This is a genomic window from Edaphobacter lichenicola (assembly GCF_014201315.1).
Classification (GTDB): Bacteria; Acidobacteriota; Terriglobia; order Terriglobales; family Acidobacteriaceae; genus Edaphobacter; species Edaphobacter lichenicola_B.
Genome location: NZ_JACHDY010000002.1, coordinates 770,729 through 784,684 on the forward strand (window position 1 = coordinate 770,729; position 13,956 = coordinate 784,684).

Annotated in this window: 15 protein-coding genes; 6 read left to right on the forward strand and 9 right to left on the reverse strand. The window is 60.4% G+C overall.

Going from position 1 to position 13,956, the window contains the following annotated elements:
* The first annotated feature begins 20 nt into the window (after positions 1 to 20).
* Positions 21 to 629, forward strand: coding sequence for a phosphoribosylglycinamide formyltransferase (gene purN, locus HDF09_RS09495; RefSeq protein WP_183765171.1), 609 nt, complete (start codon positions 21 to 23; stop codon positions 627 to 629).
* Between the two features lie 25 nt (positions 630 to 654).
* Here purN and HDF09_RS09500 read toward each other — a convergent pair whose 3' ends face one another.
* From HDF09_RS09500 to HDF09_RS09520, 5 genes are all read right to left on the reverse strand, one after another.
* A complete protein-coding gene (locus tag HDF09_RS09500; RefSeq protein ID WP_183765174.1) occupies positions 655 to 921 on the reverse strand; it encodes a hypothetical protein in 267 nt (88 codons plus the stop codon).
* A 384-nt stretch (positions 922 to 1,305) separates the two neighbouring features.
* Positions 1,306 to 2,523, reverse strand: a complete 1,218-nt coding sequence (locus tag HDF09_RS09505) for a S1C family serine protease (RefSeq protein WP_183766180.1) — start codon at positions 2,521 to 2,523, stop codon at positions 1,306 to 1,308.
* 252 nt (positions 2,524 to 2,775) lie between these two features.
* Positions 2,776 to 3,324 carry a hypothetical protein gene (locus tag HDF09_RS09510; RefSeq protein WP_183765177.1) on the reverse strand — a complete coding sequence of 183 codons (549 nt, stop codon included), beginning with the start codon at positions 3,322 to 3,324 and terminating at the stop codon, positions 2,776 to 2,778.
* 153 nt (positions 3,325 to 3,477) lie between these two features.
* A complete protein-coding gene (coaE, locus tag HDF09_RS09515) occupies positions 3,478 to 4,134 on the reverse strand; it encodes a dephospho-CoA kinase (protein WP_183765180.1) in 657 nt (218 codons plus the stop codon).
* Positions 4,135 to 4,138: 4 nt separating this feature from the next.
* A complete protein-coding gene (locus tag HDF09_RS09520; RefSeq protein ID WP_183765183.1) occupies positions 4,139 to 5,086 on the reverse strand; it encodes a bifunctional 5,10-methylenetetrahydrofolate dehydrogenase/5,10-methenyltetrahydrofolate cyclohydrolase in 948 nt (315 codons plus the stop codon).
* Between the two features lie 52 nt (positions 5,087 to 5,138).
* Here HDF09_RS09520 and HDF09_RS09525 point away from each other — a divergent pair, with 52 nt between their 5' ends.
* The 5 genes from HDF09_RS09525 (at position 5,139) to ppc (ending at position 9,535) form a co-directional block, all read left to right on the forward strand.
* The gene (locus HDF09_RS09525) at positions 5,139 to 5,318 is read left to right on the forward strand and encodes a Trm112 family protein (protein WP_221270084.1); all 180 of its coding nucleotides are present in this window, start codon (positions 5,139 to 5,141) and stop codon (positions 5,316 to 5,318) included.
* A gap of 125 nt (positions 5,319 to 5,443) precedes the next feature.
* Entirely contained in the window at positions 5,444 to 5,692 is a 249-nt protein-coding gene (locus HDF09_RS09530; protein ID WP_183765186.1) for a hypothetical protein, read from the forward strand.
* A 37-nt stretch (positions 5,693 to 5,729) separates the two neighbouring features.
* Positions 5,730 to 6,215, forward strand: a complete 486-nt coding sequence (locus HDF09_RS09535) for a hypothetical protein (protein ID WP_183765190.1) — start codon at positions 5,730 to 5,732, stop codon at positions 6,213 to 6,215.
* Positions 6,163 to 6,507 (forward strand): DUF3052 family protein, encoded by a 345-nt coding sequence (locus tag HDF09_RS09540; RefSeq protein ID WP_183765192.1) that lies wholly within the window; start codon positions 6,163 to 6,165, stop codon positions 6,505 to 6,507. Before HDF09_RS09535 ends, HDF09_RS09540 begins: the two co-directional genes overlap by 53 nt.
* 91 nt (positions 6,508 to 6,598) lie before the next feature.
* Positions 6,599 to 9,535: a phosphoenolpyruvate carboxylase gene (ppc, locus tag HDF09_RS09545; protein WP_183765197.1), complete on the forward strand. Its 2,937-nt coding sequence runs from the start codon at positions 6,599 to 6,601 to the stop codon at positions 9,533 to 9,535.
* A gap of 84 nt (positions 9,536 to 9,619) precedes the next feature.
* On the opposite strand, the gene HDF09_RS09550 is transcribed toward ppc, so the two are convergent.
* The 4 genes from HDF09_RS09550 to HDF09_RS09565 form a co-directional block, all read right to left on the reverse strand.
* The gene (locus HDF09_RS09550; protein ID WP_183765199.1) at positions 9,620 to 10,363 is read right to left on the reverse strand and encodes a hypothetical protein; all 744 of its coding nucleotides are present in this window, start codon (positions 10,361 to 10,363) and stop codon (positions 9,620 to 9,622) included.
* A 38-nt stretch (positions 10,364 to 10,401) separates the two neighbouring features.
* Positions 10,402 to 11,742 carry an MFS transporter gene (locus HDF09_RS09555; RefSeq protein WP_183765202.1) on the reverse strand — a complete coding sequence of 447 codons (1,341 nt, stop codon included), beginning with the start codon at positions 11,740 to 11,742 and terminating at the stop codon, positions 10,402 to 10,404.
* Positions 11,743 to 11,824: 82 nt separating this feature from the next.
* Positions 11,825 to 12,349 carry a hypothetical protein gene (locus tag HDF09_RS09560; RefSeq protein ID WP_183765205.1) on the reverse strand — a complete coding sequence of 175 codons (525 nt, stop codon included), beginning with the start codon at positions 12,347 to 12,349 and terminating at the stop codon, positions 11,825 to 11,827.
* A 36-nt stretch (positions 12,350 to 12,385) separates the two neighbouring features.
* The gene (locus HDF09_RS09565; protein ID WP_260181045.1) at positions 12,386 to 13,870 is read right to left on the reverse strand and encodes a TolC family protein; all 1,485 of its coding nucleotides are present in this window, start codon (positions 13,868 to 13,870) and stop codon (positions 12,386 to 12,388) included.
* Between the last annotated feature and the right edge of the window lie 86 nt (positions 13,871 to 13,956).

Consider the following 13,956-nt stretch of genomic DNA (forward strand, 5'->3'; position numbering starts at 1 on the left):
ATCTAGGCAAGGGACCCTTCATGCATCGACTCGGCATTCTTCTCTCCGGCAGAGGTTCAAACTTTCTTGCGATCGCCAATGCTATCCACGAAGACCGGCTGCTGAGCGCGGAGATTGCTGTGGTGCTGTCGAACCTTGAAGACGCTCCGGGGCTTACGGCAGCGCGTGAGCTGAATATTCCGACGTTTGCGATTCCTTCCGCTGGCCGCAAGCGCGCCGAGCATGACGCGGAGATGATTGCGCGTCTGCATCAGCACAAGGTGGACCTGGTCTGCCTGGCGGGATACATGCGCATCATCTCCCCGATGTTTGTGGAGGCGTTTCCGAATCGGATTCTCAACGTGCATCCGTCGCTGCTGCCAGCCTTTCCTGGGCTCGACGCACAGGCGCAGGCGCTGAACTATGGAGCCAAGGTCGCCGGATGCACAGTGCACTTTGTCGATGAGGCGGTGGATCATGGCGTCATCGTTCTGCAGAAGACCGTGCCTGTTCACGACGACGATACTGACGAGACCCTGTCGGCTCGCATCCTCGAACAGGAGCACCGTGCCTACCCGGAGGCGATTGCAGCCGTGCTCAGCGGCGAATACTCCATACAGGATCGCCGCTACGTCCGCAGCAAAGTCTAACCGTAGTCATCCGAGATGACGGAAGCTAGAACCGTCGCATGGTCTCGGGCACTAGCCCCATCAGGGCTCCCAGCAGGAACAACAGCAAGGTGTAACGAATCATCGTCGCGCTGCTTCGGCTCTCCGGGGCCGCGCCGGTGAAGAGACGCCATGCCATGCCGGCCGCGATGAAGAGAAAGACTCCCTCGTGCAGGAACACGAAGAAGAGAATGGCGGCGGCTAAGATCAACCCGCGCTGCATACGATTTAGCGCGTGAGTCGCCTGCGCGCCGTCGAGACCCAGCACCGGCACGAGGTTTATCAGGTTCAGCCATGCGCCTGCGTGAGCCAGTGCGGCCCAAAACTCCACCCTGGTGTAAAAGTAGATGCCACCGCAGACGGCGGCAGCGAGCAGACCGGCGAACGGTCCCGCCAGGGCGATACTCGAGACTCTATTTTATCCGTTCGTCCGCAACTATGCTCCGCTCTTGACAGGAAGCTGTCCAGAGACTGTCCTGCCGGACGGGCCTCCTGCGCGTGGAGCTGTCACTTCATGGCGTGTATACCCCTTCGGTTGGCGCTCCCGTTGGTCGCGAAGAAAGATCTTGTGCCGACCATCGGAAGGCCCGGGCGAAGCCGGTATACGCGTCACGAAGTGACAGCTCCACGCGCAGGGGCCCGTCCGGCAGGACAGCTTCTAAGTCTCGCGACCAGCCTGCCCCTGCTGCTCGGTTGCATCGTTCAGCCTCACCTTCACGTCGAGCCGTTTGCGCCCGCGGAAGACTGTAAGCGTCACCTCGTCGCCCGCCTTATGCGAGTTCATCGTCGCCGCCAGATCCTGCGCGTTGGTGATCTCCTGCCCGTCCATCCCGACGATCAGATCACCGCCCAGCATCACCGGCATGTTTCCCTGGTAGGCTCTCTGAGTCCCCCCATGCAGACCAGCCTTCTCTGCTGCGCCACCTGGCAGGACACGCTCGATCAACAGACCGTAGTCAGCTGCCAGACCGATCTGTTGCGCAACCTCCGGACCAATCTCCAGGGTGGCGATGTCGAGCGACGGACGACGGATTCGCCCGTACTTCGCGAAGTCCGCGATGACAGCTTTGGCGGTGTTGACCGGGATGGCAAAGCCAATGCCCGCCGATTGGTCAACGCCATTCGAAGCGATCAGAGTGGTAATACCGATGACCTCGCCGCGGGAGTTGAGAAGCGGGCCGCCGGAGTTGCCCGGGTTGACGCTCGCATCGGTCTGGATCGCGTCTTCGATGGGATTGTTGTTCGGCCCGCGAATCGACCGTATCGCCGAGATGATTCCGCGTGTCATGGTGCCGGACAGACCAAACGGATTGCCGATGGCGTAGACCCGCTGGCCAACGGTGAGGCTCTGCGACTCGGCGAGTGTTGCCGGCTGAAGATTAGGAGCGTTGTTGATCAGAAGCAGAGCGAGATCATGTCCCTTATCCACGCCGACCACAGTGGCCTTGTACTTGTGCTTGTCCGAGAGCGTGACCTCGACGCGCTGGGCGTTGTCGATGACGTGGTTGTTGGTGAGGATGTGTCCCTGCTTATCCAGAATGAATCCGGAGCCCTGCCCCTGCTGCGGAACCGGACCGTAGAAGAAGTCCATCGCGATCGCGGTCGAAGTGATGTTGACCACCGACGGCAGGGCCTTCTTGTAGACAGCGATATTCTGCTGCTCCTCGGTGTCGTACGCGGGCGCAGCATGGGCCTCGGTCAGCTCGAAGGTTCCCAACGGGCCATTCACGGCTGCAGTGTTCGCCGCAGGCAGTGAGGCGGAGGCCTTGGCACGATGCAGCCAGGGCGAGACGGCTCCCGTCGACCAGACATGCGTAGTCAGGTAGTAGAAGCCGCAGAGAAGTAGGACCACAAGGAGAACGGGGCGCAGTTTCATTGTGAGCACGACCTGATCTTTCAAATAGCCGGTTGCGAAAGACCGACACCTCTCATTGTATCGAGGCGCGCGCCCTGCTGCTCGGGCAGCGTAGACCGTGGATCTTGTCGTGGATCCTATCGAAGCGATCCACATGTTGTCAGAAGAGTGGGACGACGGGACCAGATTCTTCCCGCTCTTTGAGAGCATCGGGGCACTCAAGTCGGTCGTGCTCCCGATCTCTTTGCCGGGGAGGGCTAAGTCTCTGCCTGCTTACACCATTCGCTGCAGCCGATTGAGCGCCGAGGGCTTGATGCGCGGCGCGTGGAGGAAGTTCTCGCGTTCGGGCTGGCGTTTGGTCTGCGCCTCCCATGGCTCCTCCTTGACCTTTACCGGACCGGCCCAGGATTCGGCTTCGAGGTCAGCGCTGTCGATGCTTGCCCGACCCACCAGCGAGCGGTCGGTGCGATCAAGCCGATCGGATCTGTCGACGCGCTCAGGCCTTTCCATACGCTCGGAGCGTTCCGGGCGGTTGATAACCTCTACTTCTTTGCTCTTCGCCACGACCTCAATATCGTCCAACGCAGGCTCGGCGTCCTGCTCGCTGCTATGAACGGTCGCCATCAACGAAGCCATGAAGTTTGCCATCATGCGCTGCGCACACTTCTGTCCGCACAGATGCTTGGCGTCCTTGCGCGAGTTCTTCGGCGACTCCCAGCCGCGGAGCTTCAACTCGCCGCCCTGTTCGTAGGCGACGAACCAGTAGTTACTCGTCTGCTTCTCTGCTGCACAGATATCGCAATTGATAGCTTGCCGGATCATCTGCCTGTCTCCTTATCCTTCGGTGAAGTGTGCCTGTCTGACACAGTCCCTTCATCGGCAGAAGATCGAAATGCATCATCAGGGGACACTCAAATTGTTTGGGGGGTTCGACGCCGCGCGTTCCACTCTCTAGAGTTCAGGACAAAAGATCGTCTACGCAGCGGCTTCGAGGATCGGCCAGAGCTGATCGACCTGCCACTCCAGCTCGGTCAGCGCGCCGCCGTTGGTCAGTACATAGTCGGACAAAGCTGCCTTCTGCTCGTCGGAGATCTGCTGAGCCAGCCTGCGGCGTGCCTCCGCTTCAAGTTCCGCGCGCTGCTCCTCGCTGATCGTCTTGCCCGCCGAAGAACGAGCGACGAATCGTGCGACCTTCACCTCCTCCGGAGCCGTCACCAGGATGATCCTGTCGAAACGGCTTTGCCAGCGCGAACCATCCGCGGCAACATAGTGCGTCTCGAAGATCAGAGCCGACTCCACCATTACGACAGCGTGAGGTCTCTGCTGAAAGATCTTTTCGGTCAACTCCATCTGGCGCGCGATTACAAGAGGATGAGCGATCGCATTCAACTCTTCGACGCGGCCCTCCGTGAAGGCGATGCGCGCCAGGGCGGCGCGATCAAGAGTGCCATCGGCCAGCACCACGCCGGGGCCAAAGTGCGCGATCATCCCCTCGTAGATCGGCTGGCCGAGCTCCATCAGCTCGCGCCCAATCGCGTCCGACTGCAGGATATGCGCCCCTTGAGCCGCGAACAACTTCGCCGTAGTGGACTTGCCGCTTCCCAGGCCGCCGGTGAGGCCAACGCGCAGCATGCGGCTACTTGCTCCCCAGCGAGATTCCTCGGCGCAGCTTCGCCGCAGCTACTGTGTTCTGCATCAGCATCGCGATGGTCAACGCGCCGACGCCGCCAGGGACCGGCGTGTACGCGCCCGACACCGCAAAGGCATCCGGATGAATGTCCCCGACGACGACCGATCCGCGTTTGGCAAAGGCCGCTGCCCGGGCCGGATCGCCGGGGAAGAACTCCTCCACCTCGGCGGCGTCGGTGATGCGATTGATTCCAACATCGATCAGCGTTGCGCCCGGCTTGACCATCTCCGCCGTAATGAATCCCGGTCGACCGATCGCTGCCACCAAAAGATCGGCCTCGCGGGTGAAGCGGCCGAGGTCGACAGTTTTGCTGTGGCATACGGTCACCGTGGCAGAGGCATTCAGCAACATCACCCCTGTGGGTTTACCTACAATATCCGAGCGCCCCACGACGACCGCGTTCTGTCCGGCGACCGGCAACCCGCTACGCCGCAGGATCTCGAGGATGCCAGCGGGAGTGCACGGAGCCAGCCCCGGCTGACCACTCTGCAGCCGCCCCACATTCACGGGATGAAATCCATCCACATCTTTATCTGGCGCCACCGCCTCGAGCAGGCGTTTGGTGTCCACGTGCTTCGGCAGCGGAAGTTGGATCAGAACTCCGTCGATGTCCTCGCGGGCGTTGAGGCACGCGACCAGCGCCAGCATCTCATCGGTTGTAATGCTCTCCGGTGGGGTGATCATCTCGCTGAAGATGCCCAACTCGCCGCAGGTCTTCACCTTGGTGCGAACATAAATCTGCGACGCCGGCTCCTCGCCGACCAGAATCACCGCCAGACCAGGTGTGATGCCGCGAGCCGAGAGAGCTTGAACCTCGGCTGCGACCTCGGCCTTGATCTGCGCAGCGATGGCGACACCGTCTAAAATCGCCGGAGTTCTCTTTATCTCATCCATACATCTTTCATGGTATCGCGCTCCCCGGCTTCTCTGACGGTAAGATAGTTTTGTGAGCGTGCAATCTCTGCCAGCCGAAGATCTCCAGTACGAAGATCTGCAGTACGTCGTCTGTCCTGTGTGCCATCAGAAGCTCGGCCGCTCGGGAGATGTCATCTCGTGCAAGGGATGCGGGCGACGCTATCCGGTGATCGAAGGAGTTCCCGTACTGCTTGCGGACCGCGCTCTCTAATGGGAGCGCCTCAAGGAAACTTTCCGAGCCATCTTTTCGTAAAGTCTTCTGACGATAGGTAGATTATGACGTCTAACACGATGGGTAAGCTGACGGCGAACACACGCCGGGCAGGAGAAGAACAAATGACAAAGGCAAAGGGTGCCCACGTCGAAAAGTTCACCGAGGCCGATCTCTCCGGATTGCGGGAAGATCTGATGAAGTCGGGGCTCGACTCCTGGCAAGCCGCCGATCTCATCAGCAGCTTTCTGGTCGCGCGCGGCTACGGCGTCTCCACGCAGGATGCCCGCAAAGCGGCGTTCCGGATGGAGTCGATCAGCTGCTCCCTGCCTTGCCTCCAGGAAGAGCTGGAGAAGATCGCGCAGCTGATGTAAAGCGTGATCGTCAGCACGTCTGGACGCTCGAAAGCCCATGAAGACCGTCAAGCTTCTCTCCTGGCACGAAGACGTTATGACGAAGGCGGCATCGCTTAAACGTCGCGGCCTGACGATCGACTCTGCTCCGCTGATCAGAACCTCAGCGGTCGTCGGTGAGCTTGCCCACCTCAACCCCGCCGCGCTCGTCTTCGATCTGGATAAACTCCCATCGCGCTCCCGTGAGATCGCTCTGGCTCTTCGCTCCAGCAGATCCGCAAACCACATACCGATTCTCTTCGCAGGCGGATCGCCCGAAAAAACAGAACGAATCCGCTCTGAAAATCCCGACTCCATTTACGCCGCATGGTCCGAAGCCTCGCGCGCCCTCTCCACACTTCTTGCTCATCCACCGGTCACTCCAGCCGTCGCGCCACCACGCGACTTCTCGGCGACACCCCTGCTAAAAAAATTAGGAAATCAACGCGAGTATGGAGGTAGCCCTCATCGCCGCCCCGGATGGCTTCGAAGAGCTGCTCGGTGACCTCCCGGAGAAGACAGCCCTGCTCACGCGTCTGCGCCCCACCACCAGCCTCGCGCTCTGTTTTATCCGCTCGCTCGCAGACCTGGCCTCAACACTGGATCTCCTTGCGCTTCGTCTCCCAAAACAAGCATCCGTCTGGATCATTCATCCAAAACGCAGCGGCAAACACCACGTCGACTTCAACCAGAACCATGTACGCGATGAATCCCTCGCCTTGGGTCTGGTCGACTACAAGGTGTGCTCCATCAACGAAGACTGGTCCGCTCTCAAATTTGCATGGCGCAAGCGCTAGGCCGTCGTGGCCGGATGATCTTCCCCCCGTAAAACACCTGCACCAGCCCATCGAATATTCTTCGGCCCGTCTCACAAGGCATAATCAAAGCATGCCGTCTCTCTGGTCCCCAACCGACTGGCCCCAGCGCCTCGCCGAACTACAGGCTCCGACTGGTGAGTTGAAAGAAGCTCCCCTGCGCCGCGACGTCCGCTCTCTCGGCATGCTGCTCGGAGAGGTGTTACGCGAGCAGGCCGGCGAGCCGCTCTACGAGGCTGTCGAGGCGCTTCGCCGCATCGCAATCGCCCGTCGCGAGGCGGAGGCCCCGCAGATCGGAGCTGCCGACCAGGCCGCCGCCACCGCCCATCTCCAGCAGGCGCTCGCCCGCGTCCATACGCTTGACCTTCCCGCCGCCTACCAGTTGGCCCGCGCCTTCGGCTTCTACTTCGAACTCATCAACCTCGCCGAGACCAACCATCGCAAGCGCCGGCGCCTCTCCCTGCAGCTCAATCAGAACGCCAGCGCATCCGGTTCCATTCAGCGTGGCGATCTGCGCGGAACTCTTCGCCGCCTCCGCCAGGCTGGCTTTACCACCGAACAAGTGCACGCGCTGCTGACTCGCATCTGCGTCTCCCCGGTCTTCACGGCGCATCCCACCGAGGTCGCCCGCCGCAGCGTCATGTTCAAGCGCCGCCGCATCTCCGATCTGCTCGAACAGCTCGACCGCATTCCCGTCCCCGAACCTCACCTGGAATCCCTTGAGCGCGATCTGCTGGCCGAGATCACCGCACTTTGGCAGACCGACGACGTACGCAGCGCCCGCCCCACCGTACTCGACGAGATCCGCATGGCCCTCGACTACTACGAGTCGAGCCTCTTCGACACTCTTCCGGTTCTCTACTCTGAGGTCGCCGCCGCGCTCGCAGCCGAATATCCCCACGATAAAAGCTCTAATTCAGTTACAAATAAATCGAACCATGACAAGTCTTCAGCAACTCAATCCTCTATCGCCAACCTACCCCAGCTGATCCGCTTTGGCTCCTGGATCGGCGGCGACCGCGACGGCAATCCCTTCGTCACTCCCCAGGCAACTCGTGACGCCCTCGCAATGGCTCGCGCTCTCTTGTTGACACACTATCGACGCCGTTTGCAAAACATCTTCGAGCAGCTTGCAAGCTCGACCCACCAGGTCCCCGTCTCCAAAGAACTAAGGGCGTTGCTCGACGGCTACCTCAGTCAACTCCGCACCGCCGGCCAGAGTGCTCTCGGAGAGCGCTTCCCTCACGAATCCATCCGGCTGCTCATCGCCTGCATCATGATGCGGCTGGGAGCAACTCCGCAATCCGCGGTTCCCGTTCCGGCCAACCCCGCGCTCAAGCCCTACACCCGCGCCGCCGAGATGCTCTCCGATCTCACGACCCTTCGCGATTCGCTGATTGAAAATAGCGGCCCGCGCCTCGCCGAGATGCTGATCGACCCGCTGCTGATAGAGGTTCGCACCTACGGCCTGCACCTGCAGACGCTGGACATTCGCCAGCACGCTCGCGTCCACGCCGCCGCCGTTGCCGAGGTCTCGGCATGGTGCCCTTCCAACTCGACTGACTCGCTCAACCTCCCATCCGCGCTGAGCGATCAGACCGCAGAGGTCCTCGACACCTTTCGCGCCATAGCCGAGCTCAAGCAAACCTACTCACCAGAGTCCATCCGGCAGTACGTCATCAGCGGCGCAACCAGCGCGGAAGATGTACTTCAGGTCATCTGGCTCGCGCGTCTCGGCGGCGTCAGAGTTGAAGCCACAGCCCCAACCACGGATGGAAGAATAGACGATCCCGGCCTCCAGCCCGTCCCGCTCTTTGAGTCCATCGAGGATCTTCAGAACGCCCCCGCCATCATGCGCAAGCTCTGGACAAGCGATGTCTACAAGCCGCTGCTCGCAAGCTGGAACCGCCAGCAGGAGGTCATGCTCGGCTACTCCGACTCGAATAAGGATGGCGGCATGATCACCAGCACATGGGAGATATGGAAGGCCCACCGTGCGCTCCACCAGGTCGCCCGCGAGTGCAATGTGACGTTGCGGCTGTTCCACGGTCGCGGCGGTACGGTAGGTCGCGGCGGCGGCCCAACCCACCGCGCCATCTTCGCTCAGCCCGTCGACAGCTTCACCGGCGAACTTCGCATCACCGAGCAGGGCGAGGTCCTCAACTGGAAGTACTCCGACGTAGTGCTCGCCGAGCGCAATCTCGAGTTGATGATCGCAGCAAGCCTCGACGCACTGGCCCGCCCCGATGCAGCGTTGCAGCGTGGCGCCCAGACTCCCCACCTCACCGGCGAGATCCTTCCCGCATGGGAGGCCACGCTCAACGAACTTTCAGCCACCTCCTACGAGTTCTACCGCAAACACATCGTCGACAACCCGGACACGTTTACCTACTTCGAACAGTCCACTCCCGTCGCGGAGCTCGAACACGCCCGCCTGGGCTCACGCCCCGCCAAACGGAGTGGCAAAAAAACCATGGCCGATCTGCGCGCCATCCCATGGGTCTTCGGCTGGATGCAGTCGCGGCAGCTTGTTCCTGCCTACTTCGGCGTCGGCCACGCGCTTCATCAATTCATTCAATCCAAACCCGACGGCCTCGCGCAGCTCCAAACCATGGCCCGCGACTTCCCTCTCTTCCTCGACATCATCCGCAACGTCGAGATGGCTCTTGCGAAGGCAGACTTCGGCATCGCTCGCCTCTATGCATCCCTGGTCGAAGACGAAGCCCTTCGCGACCGCGTCTTCACGACGCTTGAAGCTGAGTTCAACCTGACCCACCGCATGATTCTCGAGATCACCCAGCAAAGATCGCTCCTCGAGACCAATCCGGTTCTCGAGCGTTCCATCCGGCTGCGCAATCCGTATGTCGATCCGATGTCGCTGATACAGGTCGAGCTGATGCGACGCAAGCGAGCCGCCCTGGCAAAAGAAGAGTCCAACTCTCCCGAGCTGGACCGCGCCATCTCCGCAACGATAAACGGCATCAGCGCCGGCCTCCGCAACACCGGCTGATCGCGAAATAGTTAGAACTATCTGAATCGCAAAAAAGGGAGAGCAATGAGCTCCCCCCTTTTGCGTCTACTGCCAAGCTAAGTATCAATACCCCTGATCCGCCCGGAACGCTGTCACTTTGTTCTTCACAAACGTGACTGCCATCGGTTTGCCAAGGTTCGCAAACACCACCATGCGGTTTCCGTAATCGTTACTCGTACTCTTGCTAACCTGTCCCAGCGCAAGCTCCACCTGACGCTCGTTCATCCCGAGAATGACCTGGTGCGAATCCACCGCCTTCCAGATCTCCGGTCCCCAGTGTTTGTAGAGCTCATGCGGATCGTCATAGAACAAAATCTCATCGGTATAAAAGGTGTATTGGCCTGCCTGCCGATACCCAACCGGCACAGCATATTCCTTCGTATCTCCCGCGACATCGGGCCGCGAAAAAACCATCAACACCTGCTTGTCGCCGCCCGGAATTCGAAACGTCGCAGCCTTCGGAGCCACCTGCTCGATAGCGTCCTTCACCACGAGCGGCTCCGCGCCCAACAGCGTCCCGGCAGCCTTGCCGTACTGCGCCGCATGTCCAACGAGAGGATAGTATTCGAGCTGTCCGCCAGCCGAAACCCAGACCGTCGTTCCAGCCAGATCCTTGATGTCCTTCAGGGTATCCGGCCGCTTCTTCTTCAGAAAAACCAGATCGTCTTCCGGAATCACCTCGCGTGCCGGCGCCTTCACCGAGTTATCCGGAGCATTTCGCTGCCGGTAAATCAACCCCACCCGAATGCCCACCGCCAGCACCAGCACCACAGTCGCACCGATCGCCGCCTTAGCCCCGTTCTCCATCGACTCTCCCCTACCCCTTAGATAGCAACCACTGCACTCTAATCTACCGGCTCTGCGACACTCAACTGCTCCTTGGCTCTCATCAAAGCCTCCGCCGTCAGAGCGTCAGCATTGCGCAGCTGCGGAAACAGCCCGGCAGCAGAGGCCGTCACCAGCATCGACCCGATCCCTCCAATCACCACCGCCCGAACCGCGCCCCACCAGTGCGCCGTCACGCCGCTTTCAAACTCGCCAAACTCATTCGACGCTCCGATAAACAGCCAGTTCACGGCACTCACGCGACCACGCATCTCAGGCGGCGTCGCCAGTTGCAGCACGCTCGACCGAACCACCACACTCACCATGTCACTCGCACCGACGATCGCCAGAGCTGCCGCGCTAAGGTAGATGCTCTTCGACAAGCCGAAGACAACCGTAGCCGCGCCGAAGATTCCAACACACACCAGCATCGTCAAGCCGGCCTTGCGCTTGATCGGCCGCACGACCATCATCAGCGAAACCGCGAGCGCGCCCACCGATGGCATCGCCCTGAGCAACCCAAGCCCACGCGGTCCAGTATGCAGAATGTCGGTCGCAAAGATCGGCAGCAGCGCCGTTGCGCCGCCCAGCAGCACGGCAAACAGATCCAGCGAGATCGACCCCAACAGCAGCTTCGCGCGCCAGACATACTCCAGCCCCGCCAGCACTGTCTTCATGCTGAACGCTTTCTTCTCCGTGGTCACCATCTTCGTCCGAATCATGCTGACCAGCACGATGAACCCCAGCAACATCAGGAGCGTAAAGCTGTATACGAGCGGCGCGCCATTGCACATCGCCGCAACACCGGCCAGCGGCAGAGTAAACAACAGACCACCCACAGCGGGCCCCGACATATTCGCAATCTGGTAGACCGTCGCGCCCCAGGTCACCGCGTTCACGAAGTCTTCCTTCGGCACCAGGCTTGGCAGCATCGCGCTCGCCGCCGGTCCGCTGAACGCCCTGCCCAACCCAATCCCCACCAGCACCGCATAGATCGGCCAGATTCGCCCATGCTCCAACGCCGTCGCGCTTAAGGAAAGCCACAGCAGCACAGCCGTGCAACAAGCCTGCAGCCCGTAGCAGAGCAGAATAATCTTGCGCCGGTCATACCGATCCGCCGCATGTCCTGCGGCCAACATGACGAACAGCCCAGGCAGAAAGAGCGCGAGCCCCGTATATCCAAGATCCAACGCAGAGTGTGTGATCGCATACACCTGCCATGCCACTGCGACCGATTGAGCTTCTGCCCCCAGAATCACCATCAACCGCGCCGTCTGATAAAGCCGAAAGTCCCGTGACTTGAATGCCGAGCGGTAATCCTTCTCTACCGCCAGCTCTACTCGTTCCGAACCATCCGCCATGCCCTATGTTTTCACACTTCCGTTACGAACGTGTCGGAACTACCGCAGACTTCTCGCCATGTTTTGATCCCCTACGCAGCGGTCAGTCCGCAGTTCCGGTGCGCGATTCGCCCCAATGATCCGACCGTACCGTCGCTGAACTATTCCAATCGATTCGTTCTCGCAAATTCTCAACTGGTCTAACCGCCTGTACGATCTGCAACAGAATCTGGAAGGGCATAATTAGGAAGCAGAACAAGCTCGCATGATCGAATCCGCGAGCTGTCACAACAACGGCGACGCCCAGGATGACCAACGCAACCGATACCAGACCCCACACCGGGTTTCGGAGCCGTCGACGCAAAGGCTCCAGTTCCGTATCGGTCCAGACACCTTTCTTCGTGCCGTCACGCAGCTTTTGCGCGACCAGGAAGACGATGGCAAGTCCAACTAGGAACGGTATGCCGAAAGTGAATAACCTAAAGTCCCATTCCGGCAAAACTGTGACTCCAGCCGACAGTTTCGGAGCAAGCAGGACCAAGAAGAACACCGCGGTCGCCATGACCAGATTGCCAACTAAGGTCCACGCTGCCAATCGCATCGGCGAGGAATGCTTCGCATGGATCATGCGGAGAATCCTATCATCGGACCACCTAAGATAGTCCTAGCGGCCCAGGTAAACCTTGTACTGGCTCTCGACGACTCCGGTATTCCGCGCCAGTTGCAGCTTCGACTGGTTGTATTGATACAGCGTCTCCACCAGCCTGCTCTGCGCCGCGGCCAGCGTCGCCTGCGCCTGCACGACCGGCAGATTATCATCCACCCCGGCAGAGAAGCGGTCCGTCGCATCCTGCAACTCCTGCGTCGCGAGGTCCACGTTGCTCTTCGCCACCTTCACCAAGTCATTCGACGACTGAACATCCAGCATCGCCGCGCGAATCTGCTGCTCGATCGTCACCCGCAACGACTCGATCTGCTGCCTCAGCCCCGTAACCTGCGCGTCCGCTACCTCACGCTCGCCGCGAAGCTGCCCTTCCTGAAACACTGGCACACTCACCTTGCCGGTCGCCGCGAACACACCGTGGTAGAGCGAACCGATCTCACCCAGCACGCCGTAGTATCCATCGAACGACACCACCGGCAGACGCTCCGCCCGCACTGCCTTCCGCGCCTTTGCCGCAACCTCAAGCTGGGCCTGCAGACTCAGCAGATCCTTCCGCCGCTCATACGCCAGCTTCTTCGCATCTTCCAAGGGCAGCTGCGCGAACTCCGCATAAGGAGCCGTATCGGTCAGCGTTATCTCCTGGTCTGCCGGCAATCCGATCAGCCGGTTCAACGCAATCTTGTCCTTTGCAAACGCATTCTCATTGTTGATCAGCGCCTGCTGCTGCGTCTGCAGTTGAACCCTGGCGCGCAACTCATCCAGATTCGTCCCTACGCCTGCCTCATGCGAGGCCTTCGCCTGCTGATAAGCCACCTCGTCAGCCTTCTCCAGAGCCTGCGCATTGGCAATCTGCGAAGCATCCGCCAGCGCCAGCAGATACTGCGTTCCCACTGCGAGAGTGACCCCACCCAACTCATTCAGCGTCGTAAGATTCGCCACCTTGGCCGCCTGCTGGGCCGACCGGTACAGATAGTACGCAGGCACATTGAAGAGCTGCTGATTCAAACTCAACCGTGCCGAAGCCGTATTCACCTTGACAATCTCGCTGAAGGTCCCAGGCGGAAGGTTAAATCCTTCCAGCGAGGAGGCCTTGAATCCCTGCGCCGCCAGATTAACCTCCTGTGCCTCGATCTGGCCCTTCGCGGTCAGGCTCGGCAGCAGACTATTTTCGACCGTCAACACCTGGCCGCGCACTATCCGCTCGTTCTGGATGACCAGCAACATCTGCAGGTTGCGCTTCTCTCCACGAGCGATTGCGTCATCCAGGCTCAGCGGCAACGCCCCAGGCGTCCCCTGCTCGACCACCACCCCGCCCGGCAGTTTGACGATATTCGGCATTGGCGCAGACGGAAGATCAACATTCTGGGTCTGCGCAATTTGGGTCTGCGCGACCGCCAGGGGGACGCATAAAGCCAGCGCCACAGGCAACACCGCAGCCCACAGCCGCATCTTCGCTTCTCTTGAAATTCCAGTAAGGGCTTTCATGCTCTCTTATTAGAGTGCCACACTCCCCTCTCGATGCAGAAATAGCGAGAAAACGGTCCTCGCCTCCCTCCCTCAGCTAAAATACG